This window comes from Streptomyces sp. NPDC089919, assembly GCF_040684615.1.
Taxonomy (GTDB): domain Bacteria; phylum Actinomycetota; class Actinomycetes; order Streptomycetales; family Streptomycetaceae; genus Streptomyces.
The window spans coordinates 1-23,979 of record NZ_JBFBGK010000120.1 but is presented as its reverse complement, the minus strand read 5'-3'; the positions used below and the strand labels follow the sequence as shown (position 1 = coordinate 23,979).

General features: G+C 71.0%; 19 protein-coding genes and 1 tRNA gene. 13 read left to right on the top strand and 7 right to left on the bottom strand.

The genetic code is table 11. The features are described 5' to 3' along the window. Window positions 1-337: 337 nt before the first annotated feature. Window positions 338-1,195 (top strand): DUF4184 family protein, encoded by an 858-nt coding sequence (locus AB0O40_RS32720; protein WP_365049136.1) that lies wholly within the window; start codon window positions 338-340, stop codon window positions 1,193-1,195. 93 nt (window positions 1,196-1,288) lie between these two features. On the opposite strand, the gene polA is transcribed toward AB0O40_RS32720, so the two are convergent. Further along, window positions 1,289-4,009 carry a DNA polymerase I gene (gene polA / locus AB0O40_RS32715; protein ID WP_365049135.1) on the bottom strand — a complete coding sequence of 907 codons (2,721 nt, stop codon included), beginning with the start codon at window positions 4,007-4,009 and terminating at the stop codon, window positions 1,289-1,291. Window positions 4,010-4,121: 112 nt separating this feature from the next. Here polA and AB0O40_RS32710 point away from each other — a divergent pair, with 112 nt between their 5' ends. From AB0O40_RS32710 to AB0O40_RS32670, 9 genes are all read left to right on the top strand, one after another. Further along, on the top strand, window positions 4,122-6,395 hold the full coding sequence (locus AB0O40_RS32710; RefSeq protein WP_365049134.1) for an FdhF/YdeP family oxidoreductase: 2,274 nt from the start codon (window positions 4,122-4,124) through the stop codon (window positions 6,393-6,395). A 103-nt stretch (window positions 6,396-6,498) separates the two neighbouring features. Next, entirely contained in the window at window positions 6,499-6,969 is a 471-nt protein-coding gene (locus AB0O40_RS32705; protein ID WP_365049133.1) for a hotdog fold thioesterase, read from the top strand. Window positions 6,970-7,014: 45 nt separating this feature from the next. Beyond that, complete coding sequence (locus AB0O40_RS32700; protein WP_365049132.1) at window positions 7,015-7,416, top strand: hypothetical protein; 402 nt, start codon at window positions 7,015-7,017, stop codon at window positions 7,414-7,416. Continuing rightward, window positions 7,413-8,021 carry a Tat pathway signal sequence domain protein gene (locus tag AB0O40_RS32695; protein WP_365049131.1) on the top strand — a complete coding sequence of 203 codons (609 nt, stop codon included), beginning with the start codon at window positions 7,413-7,415 and terminating at the stop codon, window positions 8,019-8,021. The genes AB0O40_RS32700 and AB0O40_RS32695 overlap by 4 nt, the downstream gene beginning before the upstream one ends. A gap of 300 nt (window positions 8,022-8,321) precedes the next feature. Then, window positions 8,322-9,554, top strand: coding sequence for a branched-chain amino acid ABC transporter substrate-binding protein (locus AB0O40_RS32690; RefSeq protein ID WP_365049130.1), 1,233 nt, complete (start codon window positions 8,322-8,324; stop codon window positions 9,552-9,554). Window positions 9,555-9,654: 100 nt separating this feature from the next. Further along, entirely contained in the window at window positions 9,655-10,584 is a 930-nt protein-coding gene (locus tag AB0O40_RS32685; protein WP_365049129.1) for a branched-chain amino acid ABC transporter permease, read from the top strand. Window positions 10,585-10,589: 5 nt separating this feature from the next. Continuing rightward, a complete protein-coding gene (locus tag AB0O40_RS32680; protein WP_365049128.1) occupies window positions 10,590-12,416 on the top strand; it encodes a branched-chain amino acid ABC transporter permease in 1,827 nt (608 codons plus the stop codon). Between the two features lie 2 nt (window positions 12,417-12,418). Next, a complete protein-coding gene (locus tag AB0O40_RS32675) occupies window positions 12,419-13,333 on the top strand; it encodes an ABC transporter ATP-binding protein (protein ID WP_365049127.1) in 915 nt (304 codons plus the stop codon). Continuing rightward, window positions 13,330-14,046 (top strand): ABC transporter ATP-binding protein, encoded by a 717-nt coding sequence (locus AB0O40_RS32670; RefSeq protein WP_365049126.1) that lies wholly within the window; start codon window positions 13,330-13,332, stop codon window positions 14,044-14,046. Before AB0O40_RS32675 ends, AB0O40_RS32670 begins: the two co-directional genes overlap by 4 nt. 71 nt (window positions 14,047-14,117) lie before the next feature. Here AB0O40_RS32670 and AB0O40_RS32665 read toward each other — a convergent pair whose 3' ends face one another. Further along, the gene (locus AB0O40_RS32665) at window positions 14,118-14,774 is read right to left on the bottom strand and encodes a response regulator (RefSeq protein ID WP_365049125.1); all 657 of its coding nucleotides are present in this window, start codon (window positions 14,772-14,774) and stop codon (window positions 14,118-14,120) included. Between the two features lie 98 nt (window positions 14,775-14,872). Between AB0O40_RS32665 and AB0O40_RS32660 the strand changes: the two genes are divergently transcribed. Then, window positions 14,873-14,947: transfer RNA gene (locus AB0O40_RS32660), tRNA-Leu, on the top strand. Between the two features lie 111 nt (window positions 14,948-15,058). Further along, complete coding sequence (locus AB0O40_RS32655; RefSeq protein ID WP_365049124.1) at window positions 15,059-15,790, top strand: transcriptional regulator; 732 nt, start codon at window positions 15,059-15,061, stop codon at window positions 15,788-15,790. Window positions 15,791-15,863: 73 nt separating this feature from the next. Here AB0O40_RS32655 and AB0O40_RS32650 read toward each other — a convergent pair whose 3' ends face one another. From AB0O40_RS32650 to AB0O40_RS32640, 3 genes are all read right to left on the bottom strand, one after another. Next, window positions 15,864-16,337 (bottom strand): carboxymuconolactone decarboxylase family protein, encoded by a 474-nt coding sequence (locus AB0O40_RS32650; protein WP_365049123.1) that lies wholly within the window; start codon window positions 16,335-16,337, stop codon window positions 15,864-15,866. Between the two features lie 342 nt (window positions 16,338-16,679). Further along, window positions 16,680-18,104 carry a pyruvate kinase gene (pyk, locus tag AB0O40_RS32645; RefSeq protein WP_365049122.1) on the bottom strand — a complete coding sequence of 475 codons (1,425 nt, stop codon included), beginning with the start codon at window positions 18,102-18,104 and terminating at the stop codon, window positions 16,680-16,682. 132 nt (window positions 18,105-18,236) lie between these two features. After that, window positions 18,237-18,944: an SIMPL domain-containing protein gene (locus AB0O40_RS32640; RefSeq protein ID WP_365049121.1), complete on the bottom strand. Its 708-nt coding sequence runs from the start codon at window positions 18,942-18,944 to the stop codon at window positions 18,237-18,239. A 127-nt stretch (window positions 18,945-19,071) separates the two neighbouring features. Here AB0O40_RS32640 and AB0O40_RS32635 point away from each other — a divergent pair, with 127 nt between their 5' ends. Beyond that, the gene (locus tag AB0O40_RS32635) at window positions 19,072-20,871 is read left to right on the top strand and encodes a 5'-nucleotidase C-terminal domain-containing protein (RefSeq protein ID WP_365049120.1); all 1,800 of its coding nucleotides are present in this window, start codon (window positions 19,072-19,074) and stop codon (window positions 20,869-20,871) included. A 2-nt stretch (window positions 20,872-20,873) separates the two neighbouring features. Here AB0O40_RS32635 and AB0O40_RS32630 read toward each other — a convergent pair whose 3' ends face one another. Both AB0O40_RS32630 and AB0O40_RS32625 read right to left on the bottom strand, forming a co-directional pair. After that, entirely contained in the window at window positions 20,874-22,271 is a 1,398-nt protein-coding gene (locus AB0O40_RS32630; protein ID WP_365049119.1) for a SidA/IucD/PvdA family monooxygenase, read from the bottom strand. Window positions 22,272-22,279: 8 nt separating this feature from the next. Further along, complete coding sequence (locus AB0O40_RS32625; RefSeq protein WP_365049118.1) at window positions 22,280-23,668, bottom strand: aminotransferase class V-fold PLP-dependent enzyme; 1,389 nt, start codon at window positions 23,666-23,668, stop codon at window positions 22,280-22,282. Window positions 23,669-23,979 lie beyond the last annotated feature (311 nt).

Here is a 23,979-nt window from a genome sequence, read left to right as displayed (position 1 = left end):
CCCTCCCGGACCCCAGCCCCGGCCGCGGTCGGTTTGCGGGGGGGGGTGGGGAGGGTGCGGCGGGGCTGGGAGGGTGCGGCGGGGCTGGGAGGGTGCGGCGGGGCTGGGAGGGTGCGGCGGGACTGGGAGGGTGCGGCGGGGCTGGGAGGGTGCGGCGGGGCTCCGCCCCGGACCCCGCACCGCCGCTCCGCGACGGTCGCCTCGAACTCCCCCAGCTACCGCTGGGAGGTACCCCCAGCGCGGCTGGTGGGCCGGGCTGCGCCCAAGGCGCCGCTCCGGCCTGGCCGCCACGTCCCCGCATACTGAAACCCGCCCACCCCGAGGGAGACCGCCCCGTATGCCCTTCACGCTCAGTCATGCCGCAGCCGTGCTGCCCGCGATCCGGCGGCGTGGGGGGACCGGGCGCGGGGCGTTGGTGGCCTCGGGGCTGGTGGCCGGGTCGCTCGCGCCGGACCTGACGTACTTCACGGCCGGCGTGCTGCCGGGGGCCATGGAGTTCGGGCAGTTCACGCACTCCCCCACCGGCGTGGTGACGGTCGACGTGCTGTGCGCCGCACTCCTGGCCGGCGGCTGGCTGCTGCTGCGCGAGCCGCTGGTGGCGCTGCTGCCCGCGGCCCGGCAGGGCCGGGTGTACGGGCTGCTGCGCGGGGAGTCCTGGCACCGGCGCGGACGGCTCGCGCTGGCCGGCTGGTTCTGGGTGTCGGCGGTGCTGGGCGCGCTCACGCACGTGGTGTGGGACAGCTTCACCCACCCCGGCCGGGCCGGGGTGCGGGCGCTGCCCGCGCTGGCGGGGCAGTCCGCGGGCTTCCCCCGCTACCTGTGGCTCCAGTACGGCACCTCCGCCCTCGCCCTGCTGGTCCTGCTCTGGTACCTGGCGGGTGCGCTGCGCCGGACCCCCGACCGGCCCGCGCCCGCCGCGGTACCGCGGCTCGGGTCCGGGGCCCGGGCCGCGGCGCTGCTGGCGCTCGCGCTGGCCGGGGCGGCCGGCGCCGGGCTGCGGCTGGCCCGGTTCTTCTCGTACGTCGACCACGTCGAGACCCCGCTCGATCTGATCCCCACCCTCTGCTTCGGCGCGGGCGCCGGCATCGCCCTCGCCCTGCCGGTGTACGCGGCCCTGATCCGCTACCGCCACCGCCCCCGCGGCGGCGCGGACACCGGGACCGGACAGCGCCCCCGCACCCCGGTCGCCCCCTGACACCGGGCCGTCCCCCGGCCCGAACACACCGACGCCCGCGCCCCCTCCCCCAAGGGAAAGGACCGCGGGCGCCGGTGCGCTCACCGCACCGGATCAGTGGGCGGCGGACTCCCAGTCCGGGCCGACGCCGACCGAGACGTCCAGCGGGGCTCGCAGCTCGACGGCCGCGCCCATCTCGCGGCGGACGATCTCCTCGACCCGGGCCCGCTCGCCCGGGGCGATCTCCAGCACGATTTCGTCGTGGACCTGGAGCAGCAGCCGGGAGGCCAGCTCCGCCTCGGCCAGGGCCCCGTCCACCCGCACCATGGCGAGCTTGACGATGTCGGCGGCGGTGCCCTGGATCGGGGCGTTCAGCGCCATCCGCTCGGCGGCCTCGCGGCGCTGGCGGTTGTCGCTGTTGAGGTCGGGCAGGTACCGGCGGCGGCCGAGCATGGTGGCCGTGTAGCCGGTGGCGCGCGCCTCGTCGACCACCCGCTGGAGGTAGTCGCGGACGCCGCCGAAGCGCTCGAAGAAGGTCTCCATCAGGCCCCGGGCCTCGGCCGGGTCGATGCCGAGCTGCTGCGAGAGGCCGAAGGCGGACAGGCCGTACGCCAGGCCGTAGGACATGGCCTTGATCTTGCGGCGCATCTCGGCGTCGACCGCGGACCGCTCCACGCCGAAGACCTGGGAGGCGACGGTGGTGTGCAGGTCCTCGCCGGAGAGGAAGGCCTCGATGAGCCCTTCGTCCTCGGAGAGGTGGGCCATCACCCGCAGCTCGATCTGGCTGTAGTCCGCGGTCATCAGGGACTCGAAGCCCTCGCCGACGACGAAGCCGCGGCGGATGGCCCGGCCCTCGTCGGTGCGGACCGGGACGTTCTGCAGGTTGGGGTCGGTGGAGGAGAGCCGGCCGGTGGCGGCGACGGTCTGGCTGAAGCTGGTGTGCACCCGGCCGTCCGCGGCGACCGTCTTGATCAGGCCCTCGACCGTGGAGCGCAGCCGCGCCTGCTCGCGGTGGCGCAGCATGATCACCGGGAGGTCGTGGTCGGTCTGCGAGGCCAGCCAGGCCAGGGCGTCCGCGTCGGTGGTGTAGCCGGTCTTGGTCTTCTTGGTCTTGGGCAGGCCCAGCTCGCCGAAGAACACCTCCTGGAGCTGCTTGGGCGAGCCGAGGTTGAACTCGTGGCCGACGGCCGCGTGGGCCTCCTTGACGGCCTGCTGGACGGCGTCGGCGAACTGCCGCTCCATGGCCTCCAGGTGGTCGCGGTCGGCGGCGATGCCGGCCCGCTCCATCCGGGCCAGCAGCTCGGAGGTGGGCAGCTCGACGTCGTGCAGCAGCTCGGCGGCGCCCACCTCGGCGAGCTTGGCGGTGAAGGCGTCGCCCAGGTCCAGGACGGCCCGGGCCTGCGCCATCAGCGCGTCGGCCTCGGCGCTGTCATCGGCACCGAAGGCCAGCTGGCCCTCGGCCGCGGCCGGCTGCAGCTCGCGGCCCAGGTACTCGACGGACAGGACGTCCAGCGCGAAGGACCGGCGGCCGGGCTTGACCAGGTAGGCGGCGAGCGCGGTGTCCATGGTGACGCCCGCGACGGTCCAGCCGTGCTCGGGGAAGACCCGCATGGCGGCCTTGGCGTTGTGCAGGACCTTGGGGCGGGCCGGGTCGGCGGTCCAGGCGGCGAAGGCCTGCTCGTCGGCCTCGGTCAGCGCGGCGGGGTCGAACCAGGCGGCCGCGCCGCCGGCCGCGGCCAGCGCGACCTCCGCGACCCGGCCGGCGCCCAGGGCCCAGGAGTCGACGGTGGCCATGCCCAGCGGGGCGGCGGCGTGCTCGGCCAGCCAGGGGGCGAGCTCGTCGGCGCCCAGCACGCTGCCGTCCAGCTCCACGCCGGCGGCCGGGGCCGGCTCGGGCTCCTGCTCGGCGCCCGGGTCCACGGCCAGCAGCCGCTCGCGCAGCGAGGCGTTGCGGATCTCCAGGACGTCGAGGACGCCGGTGACGGCCTTGCGGTCGTAGGGCAGCCGGGTCAGCTCGGCGGGGCCCTTGCCCAGCTCCACGTCCTTGACCATCTCGGTCAGGACGCGGTTGAGCTTGACGGCCTCCAGGTGGTCGCGGAAGTTCTGCCCGGCCTTGCCCTTGACCTCCTCGGCGCGCTCCACCAGCTCCGCGAAGGAACCGAACTGGTTGATCCACTTCGCGGCGGTCTTCTCGCCGACGCCGGGGATGCCCGGGAGGTTGTCCGACGGGTCGCCGCGCAGCGCCGCGAAGTCCGGGTACTGCTGCGGGGTCAGGCCGTACTTCTCCTCGACCTTCTCCGGCGTGAAGCGGGTCAGCTCGGAGACGCCCTTGGTCGGGTACAGGACGGTGGTGAGCGGCGAGACCAGCTGGAAGGAGTCCCGGTCGCCGGTGACGATCAGGACCTCGAAGCCGGCCGCCTCGGCCTGGGTGGCGAGCGTGGCGATCACGTCGTCGGCCTCGAAGCCGTCGACCGCGAACCGCGGCACGCTCATGGCGTCCAGCAGCTCGCCGATCAGCTCGACCTGGCCCTTGAACTCGTCGGGGGTCTTGGAGCGGTTCGCCTTGTACTCGGGGAACTCCGTGGAGCGCCAGGTCTTGCGCGAGACGTCGAAGGCCACCGCGAAGTGCGTGGGCGCCTCGTCGCGCAGGGTGTTCGCCAGCATCGACGCGAAGCCGTAGATGGCGTTCGTCGGCTGCCCCGTCGCGGTGGTGAAGTTCTCCGCGGGCAGCGCGAAGAACGCCCGGTACGCCAGGGAATGCCCGTCCATGAGCATCAGGCGCGGGCGGGCCCCGGCGGTCGTCTGGTCGGTCTTCTTCGCTGCTGTCTCTGCCACGCCCCCGAGCCTAGTCGGCCCCACCGACAAAGCCGGCGCCCGACCGCCCCGCCCGGCGTGACAGGATCGGAGGTGTACGACACACGCACACGCATGCTCAAAGGGGAGCGTCATGGCGACCAAGCCACCCGCAGGTGATCCGGTTCAGGACGCGCCGCAGGTCGCGCCCCCCAAGCACGCGGCGGCGGGCATACCGGCCGTGGCCCACACGGTGAAGGTCGCCCAGGCCCAGATGGGCGTGGTGCGGGCCACCCGCACCCTCCTCAAGGTCAACCAGAAGGACGGCTTCGACTGCCCCGGCTGCGCCTGGCCCGAGGGAGAGAAGCGGCACACCGCGGAGTTCTGCGAGAACGGCGCGAAGGCGGTCGCCGAGGAGGCCACCCTGCGCCGGGTGACCCCGGAGTTCTTCGCCGCGCACCCGCTGGCCGACCTCGCGCAGCGGTCCGGATACTGGCTGGGCCAGCAGGGCCGCATCACGCAGCCGATGTACCTGCCCGAGGGCGCCGACCGGTACGAGGCGATCAGCTGGGAGCGGGCCTTCGCGGTGCTCGGCGAGGAGCTGCGCGCGCTGTCCTCCCCCGACGAGGCCCTCTTCTACACTTCGGGCCGCACCAGCAACGAGGCCGCCTTCCTACTCCAGCTCTTCGCCCGCGAGTTCGGCACCAACAACCTGCCCGACTGCTCGAACATGTGCCACGAGTCCTCCGGCTCGGCGCTGGTCGAGACGATCGGCATCGGCAAGGGCAGCGTCTCCCTCGAGGACCTGCACCAGGCCGACCTGATCATCGTCGCGGGCCAGAACCCGGGCACCAACCACCCGCGGATGCTCTCGGCCCTGGAGAAGGCCAAGGCCGCCGGCGCGAAGATCATCTCGGTGAACCCGCTGCCCGAGGCGGGCATGGAGAAGTTCAAGAACCCGCAGACCCCGCTCGGCATGGTCAAGGGCGCCGCCCTCAACGACCTCTTCCTCCAGATCCGCATCGGCGGCGACCAGGCCCTCTTCCGCCTGCTGAACAAGCTGGTCCTGGAGACCGAGGGCGCGGTGGACGAGCTCTTCGTCCGCGAGCACACCCACGGCTTCGAGGAGTTCGCCGCCGCGGCGAAGGACGCGGACTGGGACCAGACCCTCGCCGCCACCGGCCTGACCCGCCCCGAGATCGAGAGCGCGCTGCGCATGGTGCTGGCCTCCCGGCGCACCATCGTCTGCTGGGCGATGGGCCTGACCCAGCACAAGCACGCCGTCCCCACCATCCGCGAAGTGGTCAACTTCCTCCTGCTGCGGGGCAACATCGGCCGCACCGGCGCCGGGGTCTGCCCGGTGCGCGGCCACTCCAACGTCCAGGGCGACCGGACCATGGGCATCTTCGAGCGGCCCGCCCCGGCCTTCCTCGACGCGCTCGACAAGGAGTTCGGCATCACCTCGCCCCGCCACCACGGCTTCGACGTGGTGCGCTCCATCCAGGCGCTGCGCGACGGCGAGGCCAAGGTCTTCTTCGCGATGGGCGGCAACTTCGTCGGCGCCACCCCCGACACCGAGGTCACCGAGGCCGCCATGCGCAAGGCCTCGCTGACCGTGCACGTCTCCACCAAACTGAACCGCTCGCACGCCGTCACCGGCCGCCGCGCGCTGATCCTGCCCACCCTCGGCCGCACCGACAAGGACGTCCAGGCGAGCGGCAAGCAGTTCGTCACCGTCGAGGACTCCATGGGCATGGTGCACGCCTCCCGTGGCAACCTCGCCCCCGCGAGCCCCCACCTGCTCTCCGAGCCGGCGATCGTGGCGCGGCTGGCCCGGGCGGTCCTCGGGGACGCCTCGGCGACCCCGTGGGAGGCCTTCGAGCGCGACTACGCCGTCATCCGGGACCGCATCTCGCGGGTGGTGCCCGGCTTCGAGGACTTCAACGCCCGGGTGGCCCGGCCCGGCGGCTTCACCCTGCCGCACGCCCCGCGCGACGAGCGCCGCTTCCCCACCAAGACCGGCAAGGCCAACTTCACCGCCGCCCCGGTCGAGTACCCGACCGTCCCCGAGGGCCGGCTGCTGCTCCAGACCCTGCGCTCGCACGACCAGTACAACACCACCATCTACGGCCTGGACGACCGCTACCGCGGCATCACCGGGGGCCGCCGGGTGGTCATGGTGCACCCCGAGGACGCGGCCGCCCTCGGCCTCGCCGACGGCGCGTACACCGACCTCGTCTCGGAGTGGAAGGACGGGGTCGAGCGCCGGGCCGCGGGCTTCCGGGTGGTGCACTACCCGACCGCGCGCGGCTGCGCGGCCGCCTACTACCCGGAGACGAACGTCCTGGTGCCGCTGGACTCCACTGCCGACACCAGCAACACCCCGGCGAGCAAGTCGGTGGTCGTCCGCTTCGAGCCGGCGAGCTGATCCCGACTGAGCGTCCGCTCAGTCGGGTGATATGAAGAGGTCGTTAACGTTCGTTCACGACCGCGTCCCGGCCACGAGCCCGTACCGAAACGGAGCCGCCCCCATGGGCCAGCAGCACACCGTGAAGTTCCCCCAGGAAGTCCTCGACGAGTACGCCGCCCTGGGCGTCGACCTGCCGGCCCTCTTCTCGGCCGGCGACCTCGGCGAGCGGATGGACATCCGGATCCTGGAGGCCTCCGCCGACCGGGTCGTCGGCACCATGCCCGTCAAGGGCAACACACAGCCCTACGGCCTGCTGCACGGCGGCGCCTCCGCCGTCCTCGCCGAGACCCTCGGCTCGGTCGGCTCGATGCTGCACGGCGGCATCCACAAGGTCGCCGTCGGCGTGGACCTCAACTGCACCCACCACCGCGCGGCCCGCTCCGGCCTGGTCACCGGCGTCGCCACCCCCGTCCACCGGGGCCGCTCCACCGCCACCTACGAGATCGTCATCACGGACGAAGACGACAAGCGGGTCTGCACCGCCCGCCTGACCTGCCTGCTGCGCGAAACGAACCCGCAACACCAAGGCTGAGACCGGCTGTTGTCGCGCCCCCCGGCGCCGCATTACCTTCCCGGCATGGGAACGGTGACGGCGCCGGGGGGCGCGCGCGTACGGGCGGGCCTGCTGCTCGGCTGCGCCTGCCTCGCCCTCGGCCCGCTCGCCGGCTGCGGCGCCACCCCGGGCCCCACGGCCGCGCCCGCGCCCACCACCACCTCCCCCCAGGAGCTGTGCAGCCGGATCGTCACGCACTGGGCACACCGGGTCCTGGACGACGGCCCGCACGGCCACCTCGACTATCAGGAGATGGGCCTGTCCGGGGGCCAGTACGAGATCCTGCGCGCGGCCGTGGCCGCCGCCCGGGCCCTGCCCCCGGGAACCAGCCCGGCCGCGGCCCACGCGAAGGCCGCCGCCGAGGTCGCCCGGGGCTGCGAGGCGCGCTACCGGGCCGGCACCCCGACCGGGGGGCCCTGGCAGTGAGCGGCATCGGCCCCCTGGAGGCGGGCGAGGAGACCTGGGACGAGCCGCCCCGGCCGGGCCCCCGCAGGCCCCGCTCCGGGCGCCGCCGGGCCCTGACCGCCCTCGCCCTGGCCCTGGCGGCCGCCGCGGGCGCCGGGTACCTCTACGCGACCCGCACCGACCCGCCGGCCGTCCCCGCGCCCGCCGAGCTCCCCTACCCCGCCCAGGCCTTCTCGGTGCGCTACGGCGGCCCCGCGCCGGCCACCACCCGCCGGGACGCGGCCTTCGCCTTCGCCGTCCTGCTGCGCACCACCGACGGACCGCCGGTCACCGTCCACGCGATCCGGCAGCCCTCCGCGGCACTGAGCGTGACCGCCGACCCGGCCCCTCCGCTGACCCTCGCGAAGGGCGAGATGAGGGTGGTTGTCCTACAGATTGCGGTCACAAATTGCATGCATGTACCACGGAATGCGGGCCTTCCATTTCTGGAAGTAACCCTCAGTAATGAACGGGCGAAAGAGGAACACAGTTACATCCTCGGAGACCGGTATGCCCGGGAACTCTCCGAAGCCCTGAGCACCGCATGTCCCGCAGGCCGAGACAAGGGCAGTCCGGTCCGGTCATGACCAAAAACCCCCGACACACCTGCGCGGTAAGGAGCCAAACCGCAGGACAGTGCTGCCCGTTCTCACTATGCGGACACGACGAAACGGCCGGAATTCCCCCGTTCCACCCGCCAAGTTCCGCTATGCATTACGCCGTGGCATAACAAGAGAGTCACAGCCTTGGCCCGAGCCCTCCATATCCCCCGATCAGCCGCTTAGAGTCACGGCCAGTCACCGCGACCACCGGATTCCCTTCAGTTCGGTTCCGCGTTACGACTCGGCGCGTCCCAAGGGGGACGCCGTGCCAGGAAAGGACTGATCGTGCGTCAGCGTTCTCTCATTGCCGTGACGGCCGCGCTCGCCGCAGGAGCCCTCACGCTCACCGCTTGTGGCTCGCGCGATGACAAGGGCAGCGGCGACACCGGCTCCGGCGGCGCCACGGTCGTCATCGGCGTCGACGCCCCCCTCACCGGAGACCTCTCCGCCCTCGGCCTCGGCATCCAGAACTCCGTGGACCTCGCCGTCCGCCAGGCCAACGAGAAGAAGTACGTCAAGGGCGTCACCTTCAAGTTCAAGGCCTACGACGACCAGGCGCAGCCCTCCTCCGGCCAGCAGAACGCCACCAAGCTCGTCGCCGACAAGGACGTCCTCGGTGTCGTCGGCCCGCTGAACTCCTCCGTCTCGGAGTCCATGCAGAAGGTCTTCGACGACGCCAAGCTCACCCAGATCTCCCCCGCCAACACCAACCCGGCCCTCACCCAGGGCCCGGCCTGGAACACCGGCACCAAGAAGCGCCCGTACCAGTCGTACTTCCGCACCGCGACCACGGACGCCATCCAGGGCCCCTTCGCCGCCCAGTACCTCTTCAACAAGGCGGGCAAGAAGAAGGTCTTCCTGATCGACGACAAGAAGACCTACGGTGCCGGCCTCGCCGCCACCTTCAAGGGCGAGTTCACCAAGCTCGGCGGCCAGGTCGCCGGCGAAGCCCACGTGAACCCCGACACCAAGGACTTCTCCGCCGTCGCCACCCAGGTCAAGAGCTCCGGCGCCGACGTCGTCTACTACGGCGGCGAGTACCCCGCGGCCGGCCCGCTCTCCAAGCAGATCAAGAAGGCCGGCGCCGCCATCCCGCTCGTCGGCGGCGACGGCATCTACAGCGGCGACTTCATCAAGCTCTCCGGCAAGGAGGGCGTGGGCGACATGGCCACCTCCGTCGGCGCCCCCGTCGAGACCCTGCCCTCCGCCAAGGAGTTCGTCGCCAACTACAAGAACGCCGGCTTCAAGGAGGCCTACGAGGCCTACGGCGGCTACTCCTACGACTCCGCCTGGGCGATCATCGAGGCCGTCAAGGCCGTCGTCGACGCCAACGACGGCAAGCTCCCCCAGGACGCCCGCGCCAAGGTCCTCGAGGCCACCGGCAAGGTCTCCTTCGACGGCGTGACCGGCAAGGTCTCCTTCGACGAGTTCGGCGACGCCACCAACAAGCAGCTCACGGTCTACAAGTACGAGGGCGACGCCTGGAAGGCCGTCGAGTCCGGCACCTTCGCCGGCTGACCCACCCTTCCTTCCCCAACAGCACAACCGCCGCGCGGGGCGCGCCACACACAGCGCCCCGCGCGGCGTCACATCCGTCGAAAGACTCGGAGGACCTGCGGTGCACGAACTGCCGCAACAGCTGGTCAACGGCCTGCTACTGGGATCCATGTACGGGCTCGTCGCCATTGGCTACACGATGGTCTACGGCATCGTCCAGCTCATCAACTTCGCCCACGGCGAGATCTTCATGACCGGCGGGTTCGGAGCCCTCACAGTCTGGCTGGCGCTCCCCACGGGCACCACCATGTGGCTCGCCCTGCCCCTCATGCTCATAGGCGCGATCATCGTCGCCACCACCATCGCCGTCGCAGCGGAACGGTTCGCCTACCGCCCCCTGCGCACCGCACCCCGCCTCGCCCCCCTCATCACCGCCATCGGCCTCAGCCTCGCCCTCCAGCAGGCGGTCTGGGCCTGGTACCCCGAGGCGAAGTCCTCCCGAGTCTTCCCCGAGATCCCCGGCGGCCCCTTCCACATCGGCAGCATCACCATCCAGACCGGTGACGTCTTCCTGCTGATCGCCGCCCCCCTCTCGATGGCCATCCTGGGCTACTTCGTCATGAAGACCCGCACCGGCCGCGGCATGCAGGCCACCGCGCAGGACCCCGACACCGCCAAGCTCATGGGCATCAACACCGACCGCATCATCACGGTCGCCTTCGCCCTCGGAGCCGTCTTCGCCGCCATCGGCGCCGTCGCCTACGGCCTCAAGTACGGCGAGATCAACTTCCGCATGGGCTTCCTGCTCGGCCTCAAGGCCTTCACCGCAGCCGTCCTCGGCGGCATCGGCAACATCTACGGCGCCATGATCGGCGGCCTCGTCCTCGGCCTCGCCGAGACCATGGCCACCGCCTACATCGCCCACATCCCCGGCATGCAGCAGCTCGGCGGCCAGGCCTGGGCCGACGTCTGGGCGTTCGTACTCCTCATCCTCGTGCTCCTCTTCCGGCCCCAGGGCCTGCTGGGCGAGCGCGTGGCGGACAGGGCGTGATCACCGTGACCACACAGACCGACGTCACCACCGCCCCGGCCGGCACCACGCCCCGCGGCCTCATCCCCCTCCCCGAGAAGACGGCCCGCCTCCTGGCCCTCGCCGGCGGCGCCCTCACCGTCGTCTCCGCCTTCCTCGCCTGGACCTGGACCGACGAGTTCCCCGGCGACCTGACCTTCTACGGCTCCCCCGCCGGACTCCAGTGGCTCGTCCTCATCGGCGGCGCCCTGACCACCCTCTTCGCCCTCGCCTCCTACGGCGTCAAGGGCCTGCGGTGGCTCACCCCGGCCGGCGCCGACCCGGCGATCAAGCTCGGCGCCCTCGCCGCCTTCGCCACCATGTGGTACACGGCCCTCGCCATGAGCAACACCCTCGGCGGCCTCGTCAACCTCGAGCCCGGCGGCTTCGTCGCCATGGCAGCCACCCTGATCGCCCTCGTCGGCGCCCTCGGCCTGCCCTTCGAACACCCCGCCACCGACGCCCCCGACCCCGACGAGAGCGCCCTCGGCAAGCTCAAGCACCACGCCGGCAACCGCTGGACCACCATCAAGTCCGCCTTCCACGGCGGCACCCCCGCAGCCCCCGCCCACACCCTCCCCGGCTGGGCCGAACTGCTCGTCATCGCCGCCACCCTCGCCCTCGGCCTCGCCGTCTTCACCTACGGCATCGGCACCGAGTACGACGAACTCTTCATCGGCTTCCTGATCACCGCCTGCCTCGGCTTCGCCGCCATCAACAAGGCCGGCCTGATCAACCGCGTCTCGGCACTCACCGCCAAGCACCGCAACGTCACCATGATCGGCGGCTTCGTCGCCGCCGCCGCCTTCCCCTTCACCCAGACCGACGACCAGTACGCCACCATCGGCGTCAACATCCTGATCTTCGCCACCGTCGCCCTGGGCCTCAACATCGTCGTCGGCCTCGTCGGCCTCCTCGACCTCGGCTACGTCGCCTTCCTCGGCGTCGGCGCCTACGCCGCCGCCATGGTCTCCGGCTCCCCCTCCTCGCCCTTCGGGATCCAGCTGCCCTTCTGGGCCGCCATCCTCATCGGCGCCGCCGCCTCCATGATCTTCGGCGTCCTCATCGGCGCCCCCACCCTGCGGCTCCGCGGCGACTACCTCGCCATCGTGACCCTCGGCTTCGGAGAGATCTTCCGCATCGCCGTCAACAACCTCGACGGCACCTCCGGACCCGACATCACCAACGGATCCAACGGCATCTCCTCCATCCCCAACCTCGACATGTTCGGCTTCGACTTCGGCGCCGCACACAGCATCGGCGGCTTCACCATCGGCCGCTTCGCGAACTACTTCTTCCTGATGCTGCTCGTCACCCTCGTCGTCGTCCTCGTCTTCCGACGCAGCGCCGAATCCCGCATCGGCCGCTCCTGGGTCGCCATCCGCGAGGACGAGACCGCCGCCGAAGCCATGGGCATCAACGGCTTCCGCGTCAAGCTCATCGCCTTCGCCCTCGGCGCCTCCCTCGCCGGCCTCGCCGGCGCCGTCCAGGCCCACGTGACCTACACCGTCACCCCCGAGCAGTACCAGTTCGCCAACGCCGTACCCCCGAACTCCGCCTTCCTGCTCGCCGCCGTCGTCCTCGGCGGCATGGGCACCATCAGCGGACCCCTCGTCGGCGGCTCCCTGCTCTTCCTCATCCCCAACAAGCTCCAGTTCATGGGCGAGTACCAGCTCTTCGCCTTCGGCCTCGCGCTGATCATCCTCATGCGCGTCCGCCCCGAAGGCCTCATCCCCAACCGTCGCCGCCAGCTCGAATTCCACGAGGCCGAGCTCGACGAGAAGTCCGCGGACCTCAGCAAGGCAGGGGCCTGACCATGACGACCACGACCACCAAGGCCGCCGTCGTCGGCGAGACCGTCCTCGACGCCCGCGGCGTCACCATGAGGTTCGGCGGCCTCACCGCAGTCAAGAACGTCGACCTCACCGTCAACAGCGGCGAGATCGTCGGCCTCATCGGCCCCAACGGCGCCGGCAAGACCACCTTCTTCAACTGCCTCACCGGCCTCTACATCCCCACCGAGGGCGAAGTCCGGTACAAGGGCACGGTCCTGCCCCCCAAGTCCTTCAAGGTCACCGCGGCCGGCATCGCCCGCACCTTCCAGAACATCCGTCTCTTCAACAACATGACGGTCCTGGAAAACGTCCTCGTCGGCCGCCACACCCGCACCAAAGAAGGCCTCTGGTCCGCCCTCCTGCGCCTCCCCGGCTTCCACCGCGAAGAAGCCGAGAGCCGCGACAAGGCCATGGAACTCCTCGAGTTCATCGGCCTCGCCCACAAGGCCGACCACCTCGCCCGCAACCTCCCCTACGGCGAACAGCGCAAGCTCGAGATCGCCCGCGCCCTCGCCAGCGACCCCGGCCTCCTGCTCCTCGACGAGCCCACCGCCGGCATGAACCCGCAGGAGACCCGCGCGGCCGAAGAACTCATCTTCGCCATCCGCGACAAGGGCATCGCCGTCCTCGTCATCGAGCACGACATGCGCTTCATCTTCAACCTCTGCGACCGCGTCGCCTGCCTCGTCCAGGGCCAGAAGCTCATCGAAGGCACCGCCACCGAGGTCCAGAGCGACGAACGCGTCATCGCCGCCTACCTCGGCGAACCCTTCGAAGGCGCCCCCGGCGCCGAAGAAGCCGCCGAAGTCCAGGCCGCCGAAGCCCACGCCGGAACCCCCGCCGAAGCCGAGGCCGCCGAGGACAGCACCACCAGCACGGACGGAGAGGCCAAGTGACCGCACTGCTCGAGGTCGAGGACCTCAAGGTCGCCTACGGCAAGATCGAAGCCGTCAAGGGCATCTCGTTCAGCGTCGAAGCCGGCCAGATCGTCACCCTCATCGGCACCAACGGCGCCGGCAAGACCACCACCCTGCGCACCCTCTCCGGGCTCATCAAGCCCAAGGGCGGCCAGATCAAGTTCAACGGCAAGTCCCTCAAGAAGGTCCCGGCCCACGACATCGTCTCGCTCGGCCTGGCCCACTCCCCCGAGGGCCGCCACATCTTCCCCCGCATGACCATCGAGGACAACCTCCTCCTCGGTGCCTTCCTCCGCAAGGACAAGGACGGCATCCAGAAGGACGTCCAGCGCGCCTACGACCTCTTCCCCATCCTGGGAGAACGCCGCAAGCAGGCCGCCGGCACCCTCTCCGGCGGCGAACAGCAGATGCTCGCCATGGGCCGCGCCCTGATGTCCCAGCCCAAGCTGCTCATGCTCGACGAGCCCTCCATGGGCCTCTCCCCGATCATGATGCAGAAGATCATGGCCACCATCACCGAGCTCAAGGCCGCCGGCACGACCATCCTCCTGGTCGAACAGAACGCCCAGGCCGCGCTCTCCCTCGCCGACCAGGCGCACGTGATGGAGATCGGCAAGATCGTCCTCTCCGGCCCCGGCCGGGAACTGCTGGTCAACGAGGACGTCCGCAAGGCGTACCTCGGCGAGGACTGACCGCTCGCAGACACGGCGAAGGGCCCGCCTCCCCTCGGGGGGAGGCGGGCCCTTCGCCGTGCGCGGGGGTCCTACTGGCCCTTCGCGGCCTTCTTCTCCTCGGCGTCCTCGATGACCGCCTCCGCGACCTGCTGCATCGACATGCGGCGGTCCATCGACGTCTTCTGGATCCACCGGAACGCGGCCGGCTCCGACAGGCCGTACTGCGTCTGCAGCACGCTCTTGGCCCGGTCCACCAGCTTGCGGGTCTCCAGCCGCTGCGAGAGGTCCGCGACCTCCTTCTCCAGCGCGCGCAGCTCCGCGAACCGGGACACGGCCATCTCGATGGCCGGCACCACGTCGCTCTTGCTGAACGGCTTCACCAGGTACGCCATGGCACCGGCGTCCCGGGCCCGCTCGACCAGGTCCCGCTGGGAGAAGGCGGTCAGCATCAGGACCGGGGCGATGGACTCCTCGGCGATCTTCTCCGCCGCGGAGATCCCGTCCAGGACGGGCATCTTCACGTCCAGGATGACGAGGTCGGGCCGGTGCTCGCGGGCCAGCTCCACGGCCGTCTGCCCGTCCCCGGCCTCACCGACGACGGAGTACCCCTCCTCCTCCAGCATCTCTTTGAGGTCGAGCCGGATCAGTGCCTCGTCCTCGGCGATGACGACGCGCGTCGTCAGCGGCGGGATGTGCGACTGGTCGGCGTCGACGGGCGCGGTCGACGACTCGTGCTCGGCGGTCACGGGGGCTCCTCTTTGCGGGGCATACAGCTCTCCCTGAGCCTACCTAGCTGCGGTAGGGTGGACAGGCAGCGGGTCGGGGGTATCCTTCGATTCTGCGGGCCCCGGTAGCCCAATTGGCAGCAGGCGATGGATTCAAAACCCATACAGTGTCGGTTCGAGTCCGACCCGGGGCACTTTTCCTTATTTTCCAAGGTCACGCGACGAATGCGCGACCTTCATTCATTAGAGCGACGGCCTGCGGATACCGAACCCGCACCGGACGGCCGCGCACCAATATCGCCCGCATGTACGACGTCACAACGCGCGAGCGCACCCTGGCCCTCCTGACCGACGGCCGCAGCCTGAATTCCGTCAGCAGGGAAACCGGCATCTCCCGGTCCGCGATCCGCGCCTGGCTCACCCGCATCGAACCCCTCCCCCGCATCGCGGAGCGCCCCTGCGACCGTCCCCGGAACGGGAGCGCGTACGCGTATCTCCTCGGGCTGTACCTCGGCGACGGGTGCATCAGCCGACACCCGCGCGGGGGTCACCACCTCCGCATCGCCTGCGCCGACGCCTGGCCCGGCCTCATCGCAGCGTGCCGCGAAGCCATCACCGCCGTACGTCCCGGTGACTCGGTGTACACGCTCCAGCGCGAGGGACATGTCTCCGTGACCAGTTACGGACGCCACTGGACCTGCTTGTTCCCCCAGCACGGCCCCGGCAAGAAGCACCTTCGACGGATCGTGCTGGAGCCCTGGCAACGAGAGTTCGTGGACGCACACCCCTGGGACTTCGTCCGGGGCCTCATCCACTCCGACGGGTGTCGCATCATCAACTGGACCACCCGCAACGGGAAGCGCTACGAGTACCCGCGGTACTTCTTCACCAACCTGTCCGCCGACATCCTCGGCCTGTTCACCGGCACCCTGGACGCACTCGGCGTCGAGTGGCGCTACGCGAACGCACGCAACGTCTCCATAGCCCGCAAGGCGTCCGTAGCCCTCATGGATGCCCACATCGGGCCCAAGTACTAGGCCCCGGACGGCCGCCGGCCCCTGGCGGCGGGTGCCGTCAGGGGCCGGGCGGGGTACGGCTAAAAGGGGTGGTTTAGCCCCACTGGCCGGGCTGGTAGTCGCCGGCCGGCTGCTGGACGATGATGTTCATGCGGTTGTACGCGTTGATCAGGGCGATCAGCGAGACGAGCGCGGCAAGCTGCTCCTCGTCGTAGTGCTTGGAGGCCTCGGTCCAGGCCTCGTCGGTCACGCCGTGGTGGCCGTCGGCGACGCGGGTGCCCTGCTCGGTGAGCTCGAGGGCGGCGCGCTCGGCCTCCGTGAAGACCTTGGCCTCGCGCCAGGCGGCGACGAGGTTCAGGCGGGTGGAGGTCTCGCCGGCGTGGGCGGCGTCCTTGGCGTGCATGTCGGTGCAGAAGGCGCAGCCGTTGATCTGGCTGGCGCGGAGCTTCACGAGCTCCTGGGTCGAGTGCGGCAGCGCCGAGTCAACGACGACCTTGCCGGCCGAGTTGATGTAACGGAGGAACTGGCCCGCAACCGGGCTGCCGAAGAGGTTCAGGCGAGCATCCATGGTGAACTCCATTGCCGTTGCCGTTGGTTGTACAACCCTGACGGATCGGCCGGGGGTCGTGTGACCGCCGTGAATGTGACCTGCGTTACGCGGTGGAGTCGGGCGGTGACGGTGGCCGGAAGTGTTTCCTCCACGTGTCGGCGGCACCTCCTTGACCTGTGGTTCTGCTGGTCAGGCGGGGGGCTGGCCGAAAGGCAGGGGGCACCGGTCGGGGTGGGGCGCCAGTGCGGCACTGGTGTGGCTCCAGGTGGTGTGGAGCGTTTCTGGACGGCCGGTCGGGTGGTACGGGAGAGCCCCCGGTCGCGGGTGGCGTTCGGGGGCTCGGGGGGCGTGGTCCGGGTCTCAGACGGGGTCGCCGATGTGGTGGACGCGGACGAGGTTGGTGGTGCCGGGGGTGCCGGGGGGTGAGCCGGCGGTGATGATGACGGTGTCGCCCTTGGCGCACTTGCCGATCCGCAGGAGTTCCTCGTCGACCTGGGCGACCATGGCGTCGGTGGAGTCGACGTGGGGGCCGAGGAGGGTTTCGACGCCCCAGGTGAGGTTGAGCTGGGAGCGGGTGGCGGGGTCGGGGGTGAAGGCGAGGAGGGGGATGGGTGAGCGGTAGCGGGAGAGGCGGCGGACCGTGTCGCCGCTCTGGGTGAAGGCGACGAGGTATTTGGCGCCGAGGAAGTCGCCGATCTCGGCGGCGGCGCGGGCGACGGCGCCGGCCTGGGTGCGGGGCTTGTTGCGGTCGGTGAGGGGCGGGAGGCCCTTGGCGAGGACGTCTTCCTCGGCGGCTTCGACGATCTTGGACATGGTGCGGACGGTCTCGATGGGGTGTTTGCCGACGCTGGTCTCGCCGGAGAGCATGACGGCGTCGGTGCCGTCGATGACGGCGTTGGCGACGTCGGAGGCTTCGGCGCGGGTGGGCCGGGAGTTCTCGATCATCGAGTCGAGCATCTGGGTGGCGACGATGACGGGTTTGGCGTTGCGCTTGGCGAGTTTGACGGCGCGCTTCTGGACGATCGGGACCTGTTCGAGGGGCATTTCGACGCCGAGGTCGCCGCGGGCGACCATGATGCCGTCGAAGGCGGCGACGATGTCGTCGATGTTCTCGACGGCCTGGGGCTTTTCGATCTTGGCGATGACGGGGAGGCGTCGGCCTTCCTCGTCCATGATGCGGTGGACGTCTTCGATGTCGCGGCCGCTGCGGACAAAGGAGAGGGCGATGACGTCGGCTCCGGTGCGCAGCGCCCAGCGCAGGTCGTCGATGTCCTTGTGGGAGAGGGCGGGGACGGAGACGGCGACTCCGGGGAGGTTGAGTCCCTTGTGGTCGGAGACCATGCCGCCTTCGATGACGAGGGTGTGGACGCGGGGTCCGTCGACGGCGGTGACCTGGAGGGTGACGCGGCCGTCGTCGACGAGGATGCGTTCGCCGGTGGTGACGTCGGTGGCGAGGCCGTCGTAGGTGGTGCCGCAGTGGTGGCGGTCGCCTTGGGTGGGTTCGACGGTGATGGTGAACTCGTCGCCGCGTTCAAGGAGTACGGGGCCTTCGGCGAATCGGCCGAGGCGGATCTTCGGGCCTTGAAGGTCGGCGAGGATGCCGACGCTGCGGCCGGTTTCGTCGGCGGCTTTGCGGACTCGCTGGTAGCGCTCCTCGTGTTCGGCGTAGGTGCCGTGGCTGAGGTTGAAGCGGGCGATGTCCATTCCGGCTTCGACCAGGGCTTTGATGCGGTCGTAGGAGTCGGTGGCGGGGCCCAGGGTGCAGACGATTTTCGCTCGGCGCATGGGGCGAGCGTATGCCCTACCCATGGGTAGGAAATGGGTGCCCGGTGTCTGCTCAACAACCTTTGGGCAAAAGGTTGTTGACAATTGTTGAATGGGCGCGGGGGTGCTCCGATGAGCACCCCCGCGGGGTGGTCACAGGGCGGGCGGGGTCATGGTGAAGCGGGCGTTGACGGAGGCGTGGACGGTCTGGCGCTGGGGTTCGAGGTCGAGGGCGGGGGCCGGTTCGGGGGCGCCGCCGGCGTAGGCGGCGGCGAACATGGGCGGGGCGGATCGGCGCTCCATGTACCGGGGGCCGGGGGCTTCGGCGCCGAGGTCGGCGAGTTCGACGAGGGCGACGAGGCGGGCGCCGAGGGCGCCGGCGTATTCGCGGGCGCGGGTGACGGCTTCGTGGACGGCTTGGGTGCGGGCCTGTCCGTGGGCCGGGGAGGTGGGGCGCAGGGACCACCAGGGGCCGTCGACGCTGGTGAGTTCCTGGTCGGCGAGGCGGGTGGTGAGTTCGCCGAGGACGGTGAAGTCGCTGAGTTCGGCGGTGAGGTGGACGCGGCCGTGGTAGGCGCGGATGCGTTCGCCGCGGCCGTGGCGGGTGAGTTCGGGGCTGATGGAGAAGGTGCCGGTCTCGAGTTTTTCGACGGCGTCGCCGTAGCTCTTGATGAGGTCGAGGATGGTGGTGTTGCGGCGGGTGAGGTCTTCGAGGGCGGTGCGGCGGTCGGTGCCTCGGGCGCTGACGGTGATGCTGATGCTGGCGATCTCGGGGTCGACTTCGAGCTGTGCTTCGCCGCAGACGGCGACGCGCGGGGCTGCGGGGGTTCCGTAGGGCTGGGGCGTGGCGTCTTCGGTCATGCGCTCCACTGTCGCACTGCGGGGTCGCGTCTGCCGGTCACCGGATCGAAACCTGTCAGGGGTGTTGGCGCGAGTTACTCGTGAGTCAGAATCTACGCGCATTGCATTGGCTCACGAGGGAGTAGACATGCCGGTTGATCGCAGGACGTTTCTGGGCACTTCGGCGGCGACGGGTGCCGCGGTGGCGTTGACGGGTCAGGGCGTGGCGCCCGCGGTGGCGGCGCCGGCGCACGGGCCGCGGCCGGCGAAGCGGTACGCGTTCACGGTCATGGGGACGACCGATCTGCACGGGAACGTCTTCAACTGGGACTACTTCACGGACAAGGAGTTCGACGACAAGGCGCACAACGACGTGGGCCTGGCGAAGATCTCGACGCTGGTGGAGAAGGTCCGCAGGGAGAAGGGCCGCCGCAACACCCTGATGATCGATGCGGGTGACACGATCCAGGGCACGCAGCTGTCGTACTACTACGCGAAGGTCGACCCGATCACGGCGCGCCGGGGTCCGGTGCATCCGATGGCGCAGGCGATGAACGCGATCGGGTATGACGCGGCGGCGCTGGGCAACCACGAGTTCAACTACGGCATCCCGGTGCTGCGGAAGTTCGAGGAGCAGTGCGACTTCCCGCTGCTGGGGGCGAACGCGCTGGACGCGAAGACGCTGCGGCCGGCGTTCGAGCCGTACAGCTTCCACCGGCTGCGGACGCCGTGCGGGCGGGACGTGAAGGTGGCGGTGCTGGGGCTGACGAATCCGGGGATCGCGATCTGGGACAAGGCGAACGTCCAGGGGAAGATGACGTTCCCGGGTCTGGAGGAGCAGGCGGCGAAGTACGTGCCGCGGCTGCGGTCGATGGGTGCGGACGTGGTGATCGTCTCGGCGCACTCGGGGTCGAGCGGGACGTCGTCGTACGGTGACCAGCTGCCGTACATCGAGAACGCGGCGGCGCTGGTGGCGGAGCAGGTGCCGGGGATCGACGCGATCCTGGTGGGTCACGCGCACACGGAGATCCCGGAGTACCGGGTGAAGAACAAGGCGACGGGCAAGGACGTGGTGCTGTCGGAGCCGCTGAAGTGGGGGCAGCGGCTGACGCTGTTCGACTTCGAGCTGGTCTTCGAGAAGGGCCGCTGGTCGGTGGAGAAGGTCTCGGCGCAGGTGCTGAACTCGAACACCGTCGAGGAGGACCCGAAGATCGTCCGGCTGCTGTCGGACGAGCACCGCAAGGTGGTCGCGTACGTCAACCAGGTGATCGGTACGTCGGTGGCGGCGATGTCCTCGGAGCAGGGTCCGTTCCAGGACGTCCCGATCATCGACCTGATCAACCACGTGCAGGTGGAGACGGTGAAGGGGGCGCTGGCGGGCGGGGAGTTCGCGGGGCTGCCGGTGCTGTCGCAGGCCTCGTGCTTCTCGCGGACGGCGGCGATCCCGGCCGGCCAGGTGACGATCAAGGACGCGGCGGGGCTGTACCCGTTCGAGAACACCCTGGAGGCGCGGCTGCTGACGGGTGCGCAGTTGAAGGACTACCTGGAGTACTCGGCGAAGTACTACGCGCAGACGGCGCCGGGTGAGGTGGTGGATCCGGCGAAGCTGACGAACGCGGAGGCGACGCCGGACTACAACTACGACGTGGTGTACGGCCTGTCGTACGACATCGACATCGCGCAGCCGAAGGGTTCGCGGATCGTGAACCTGACCTTCGGCGGGCAGCCGCTGGATCCGGCGGCGCAGTTCGTGCTGGCGGTGAACAACTACCGGGCTTCGGGCGGCGGCAACTTCCCGCACGTGCCCGGTGCCCGGCAGCTGTGGGCGAACTCGGACGAGATCCGCAACACGATCATCGGCTGGGTGAAGGCGAAGGGCACGATCGACCCGGCGCAGTTCGCTTCGGTGGACTGGAAGCTGACCCGGGCGGGTGTGCCGGTCTTCTAGCGTCAGGGGTGTTCGACCAGTGGGAGCAGCTCCCCCGCGGTGCGCGGGCGGGGCTGTTCCCGTGTCTGGAGTCCGAAGGTGGTGAAGGCGGTGCGTTCGGGCAGGGGGTAGGGGTCCTTGCCGGTGAGGGTGTTGAGGATGCGGGCGCTGCGCCAGGCGGTGAGGCCGAGGTCGGGGGCGCCGATGCCGTGGGTGTGGCGTTCGCCGTTCTGGACGTAGATGGTGCCGGTGACGGAGGGGTCCAGGGACATGCGGTGCTGGGCGTCGATGCGGGGGCGGCCGGCGGTGTCCTTGCGGAGGTAGGGGTCGAGGCCGGCGAGGAGGCGGGACAGGGGGCGTTCGCGGTAGCCGGTGGCGAGGACGACGGCGTCGGTGGTGATGCGGGAGCGGGTGCCCTGCTGGGTGTGTTCGAGGTGCAGTTCGACCTTGGTGGTGGCGACGCGGCCGGCGGTGCGGACGGTGACGCCGGGGGTGAGGACGGCGTCGGGCCAGCCGCCGTCGAGGGTGCGGCGGTAGAGCTCGTCGTGGATGGCGGCGATGGTGGCGGCGTCGATGCCCTTGTGGAGCTGCCATTGGGCGGGGACGAGCTTGTCGCGGACGGCTTCGGGCAGGGCGTGGAAGTAGCTGATGTAGTCGGGGGTGAAGTGTTCCAGGCCGAGCTTGGAGTACTCCATGGGGGCGAAGGACTCGGTGCGGGCGATCCAGGTGAGGCGTTCGCGGCCGGCGGGGCGGGCGCGCAGGAGGTCGAGGAAGACCTCGGCGCCGGACTGTCCGGCGCCGACGACGGTGATGTGGTCGGCGCCGAGGATGCGGGTGCGGTGGTCGAGGTAGTCGCCGGAGTGGATGACGGGGACGGTGGGGGCTTCGGCGAGGAGTTTGAGGGGTTCGGGGATGTGGGGGGCGGTGCCGATGCCGAGGGCGAGGTTGCGGGTGTAGGTGCGGCCGAGGGCTTCGGCTTCGCCGTCGGCGTCGAGTTGGGTGAAGTCGACTTCGAAGAGGGAGCGTTCGGTGTTCCAGCGGACGGCGTCGACCTGGTGGCCGAAGTGGAGGCCGGGGAGGTTGGCGGCGACCCAGCGGCAGTAGGCGTCGTACTCGCTGCGCTGGATGTGGAACTGCTCGGCGAAGTAGAAGGGGAAGAGGCGTTCCTTGTGGCGCAGGTAGCGCAGGAACGACCAGGGGTTGGCGGGGTCGGCGAGGGTGACGAGGTCGGCGAGGAAGGGGACCTGGAGGGTGGCGCCGTCGATGAGGAGTCCGGGGTGCCAGCGGAAGTCGCGGCGCTGGTCGTAGAAGGCGGTGGCGAGGCCGCCTGGGACGCCGTGGGCGAGGGCGGCGAGGGAGAGGTTGCTGGGGCCGATGCCGATTCCGACGAGGTCATGGGGGGCTTCGGGCTGTGCGGTCATCGGGCCGGTCATGGGTGGGTGCTGCCTTCCAGGAGGGAGATGAGCTCTGTCAGGTCCCGCAGGGTGGTGTGGGGGTTGAGCAGGGTGGCTTTGAGCCAGAGGCGGCCGCCGGCGGCGGCCCGGCCGAGGACGGCGGTGCCGTCGTGGAGCAGGGTGCGGCGCTGGGCGGCGAGGTGGGCGTCGTCGGTGCCGGCCGGCCGGAACAGCACGGTGCTGATGGTCGGCGGGGCGTACAGCTCGAAGCGGGGGTGGGCGTCGAGGAGTTCGGCGAAGCGGTGCGCGGTGGCGCAGGTGTCGTCGACGAGGGCGGCGAGGCCGGTGCGGCCGAGGGCGCGGAGGGTGACGGCGATCTTGAGGACGTCGGCGCGGCGGGTGGTGCGCAGGGAGCGGCCGAGGAGGTCGGGGAGTCCGGCGTCGGTGTCGTCGGCGGCGTTGAGGTAGTCGGCCTGGTGGGCGAGGGGGGTCAGCAGGCGGGCGTGGGGGACGGCGAAGAGGCCCGCGGCGACCGGTTGCCAGCCGAGTTTGTGGAGGTCGAGGGTGATGCTGGTGGCGTGCCGGATGCCGGCGAGGAGCGGGCGGTGGCGGGGGCTGAGGGCGAGGAGGCCGCCGTAGGCGGCGTCGACGTGGAGTTCGGCGCGGTGCCGGGCGCAGACGGCGGCGATGTCCTCGAGGGGGTCGATCAGTCCGGCGTCGGTGGTGCCGGCGGTGGCGGTGACCAGGACGGGGGCGGGGATCTGGGCGAGGGCTTCGTCGAGGCGGACCGGGTCGAGGGTGCCGTCGGGGGTGGGCAGCCGGTGCGGGGCGGGGAGGCCGAGCAGCCAGGCGGCGCGGGGGACGGAGTGGTGGGCGTTGGCGCCGTGGACGACGTGCAGGGGGCGGGTGTGGTGGGCGCGGGCCCGCTCGCGGGCGAGGAGCAGGGCGAGTTGGTTGGCCTCGGTGCCGCCGGTGGTGACGAGGGCGTCGGCGTGGGGGGTGCCGTAGAGCTCGGTGGCCAGGGCGCGGGTGACGAGGGCTTCGGTGGCGGAGGCGGCGGGGGCCTGGTCCCAGGAGTCGAGTGAGGGGTTGAGGGCGCCGGCGGCGAGGTCGGCGGCGGCGGCCAGGGCGAGCGGCGGGGTGTGGAGGTGGGCCACGCAGCGGGGGTGTGCGGGGTCGGCGGCGCCGTGGGCGAAGAGCCGGACGAGGGTGGTGAGGGCTTCCTCGGCGCCGGTGCCGTGTTCGGGGAGTACGTCGGCCAGGGCGCGGCGGACCTGCGCGGTGACGGCGTCGGGGCCGCCGGCGGGGAGCGGGCCGGGGCGGTCTGCGGTGCCGTCGTGGAGGGCGGCGAGGACGGTGTCGAGGAGGGGGCGCAGGGCGGCGGGGCCGTCTCGGCCGGCGGCGAGTGGGGGGTGGGCGGGCATGGTTCCTCGCGGGTGCTGTTCGGGGGCGGGGACGCCCCCACCCAGCCCAACGACTCCACCCCTGACTGGGTAACCCCCCGCCGCCCCAACTGGCATACCCCTTGCGGCATACCCGCACCACCCCGCTCCGGTACACGCCCCTTCGTACGCGCGGCACGCCCCCTCCGGCCCCGCGCCCCTCGTACGAGCGGCACGCCCCCTCCGGGGCCCGCGCCCCCCCCGAACCCTGTACGCGCGGCAATTCCAGCCTCGCCGGCGTTTGAGGCGCGGGGTCCGGGGCGGAGCCCCGAAACCTGGGCCCCGCCCACCTC

What these genes read in the sequence shown, in the direction of transcription:
- AB0O40_RS32720 (WP_365049136.1), top strand. Translation starts at nt 338, where the DNA reads ATGCCCTTCACGCTCAGTCATGCCGCAGCCGTGCTGCCCGCGATCCGG.
- AB0O40_RS32710 (WP_365049134.1), top strand. Translation starts at nt 4,122, where the DNA reads ATGGCGACCAAGCCACCCGCAGGTGATCCGGTTCAGGACGCGCCGCAG.
- AB0O40_RS32705 (WP_365049133.1), top strand. Translation starts at nt 6,499, where the DNA reads ATGGGCCAGCAGCACACCGTGAAGTTCCCCCAGGAAGTCCTCGACGAG.
- AB0O40_RS32700 (WP_365049132.1), top strand. Translation starts at nt 7,015, where the DNA reads ATGGGAACGGTGACGGCGCCGGGGGGCGCGCGCGTACGGGCGGGCCTG.
- AB0O40_RS32675 (WP_365049127.1), top strand. Translation starts at nt 12,419, where the DNA reads ATGACGACCACGACCACCAAGGCCGCCGTCGTCGGCGAGACCGTCCTC.
- AB0O40_RS32655 (WP_365049124.1), top strand. Translation starts at nt 15,059, where the DNA reads ATGTACGACGTCACAACGCGCGAGCGCACCCTGGCCCTCCTGACCGAC.
- AB0O40_RS32650 (WP_365049123.1), bottom strand. Translation starts at nt 16,337, where the DNA reads ATGGATGCTCGCCTGAACCTCTTCGGCAGCCCGGTTGCGGGCCAGTTC.
- pyk (WP_365049122.1), bottom strand. Translation starts at nt 18,104, where the DNA reads ATGCGCCGAGCGAAAATCGTCTGCACCCTGGGCCCCGCCACCGACTCC.
- AB0O40_RS32640 (WP_365049121.1), bottom strand. Translation starts at nt 18,944, where the DNA reads ATGACCGAAGACGCCACGCCCCAGCCCTACGGAACCCCCGCAGCCCCG.
- AB0O40_RS32635 (WP_365049120.1), top strand. Translation starts at nt 19,072, where the DNA reads ATGCCGGTTGATCGCAGGACGTTTCTGGGCACTTCGGCGGCGACGGGT.
- AB0O40_RS32630 (WP_365049119.1), bottom strand. Translation starts at nt 22,271, where the DNA reads ATGACCGCACAGCCCGAAGCCCCCCATGACCTCGTCGGAATCGGCATC.
- AB0O40_RS32625 (WP_365049118.1), bottom strand. Translation starts at nt 23,668, where the DNA reads ATGCCCGCCCACCCCCCACTCGCCGCCGGCCGAGACGGCCCCGCCGCC.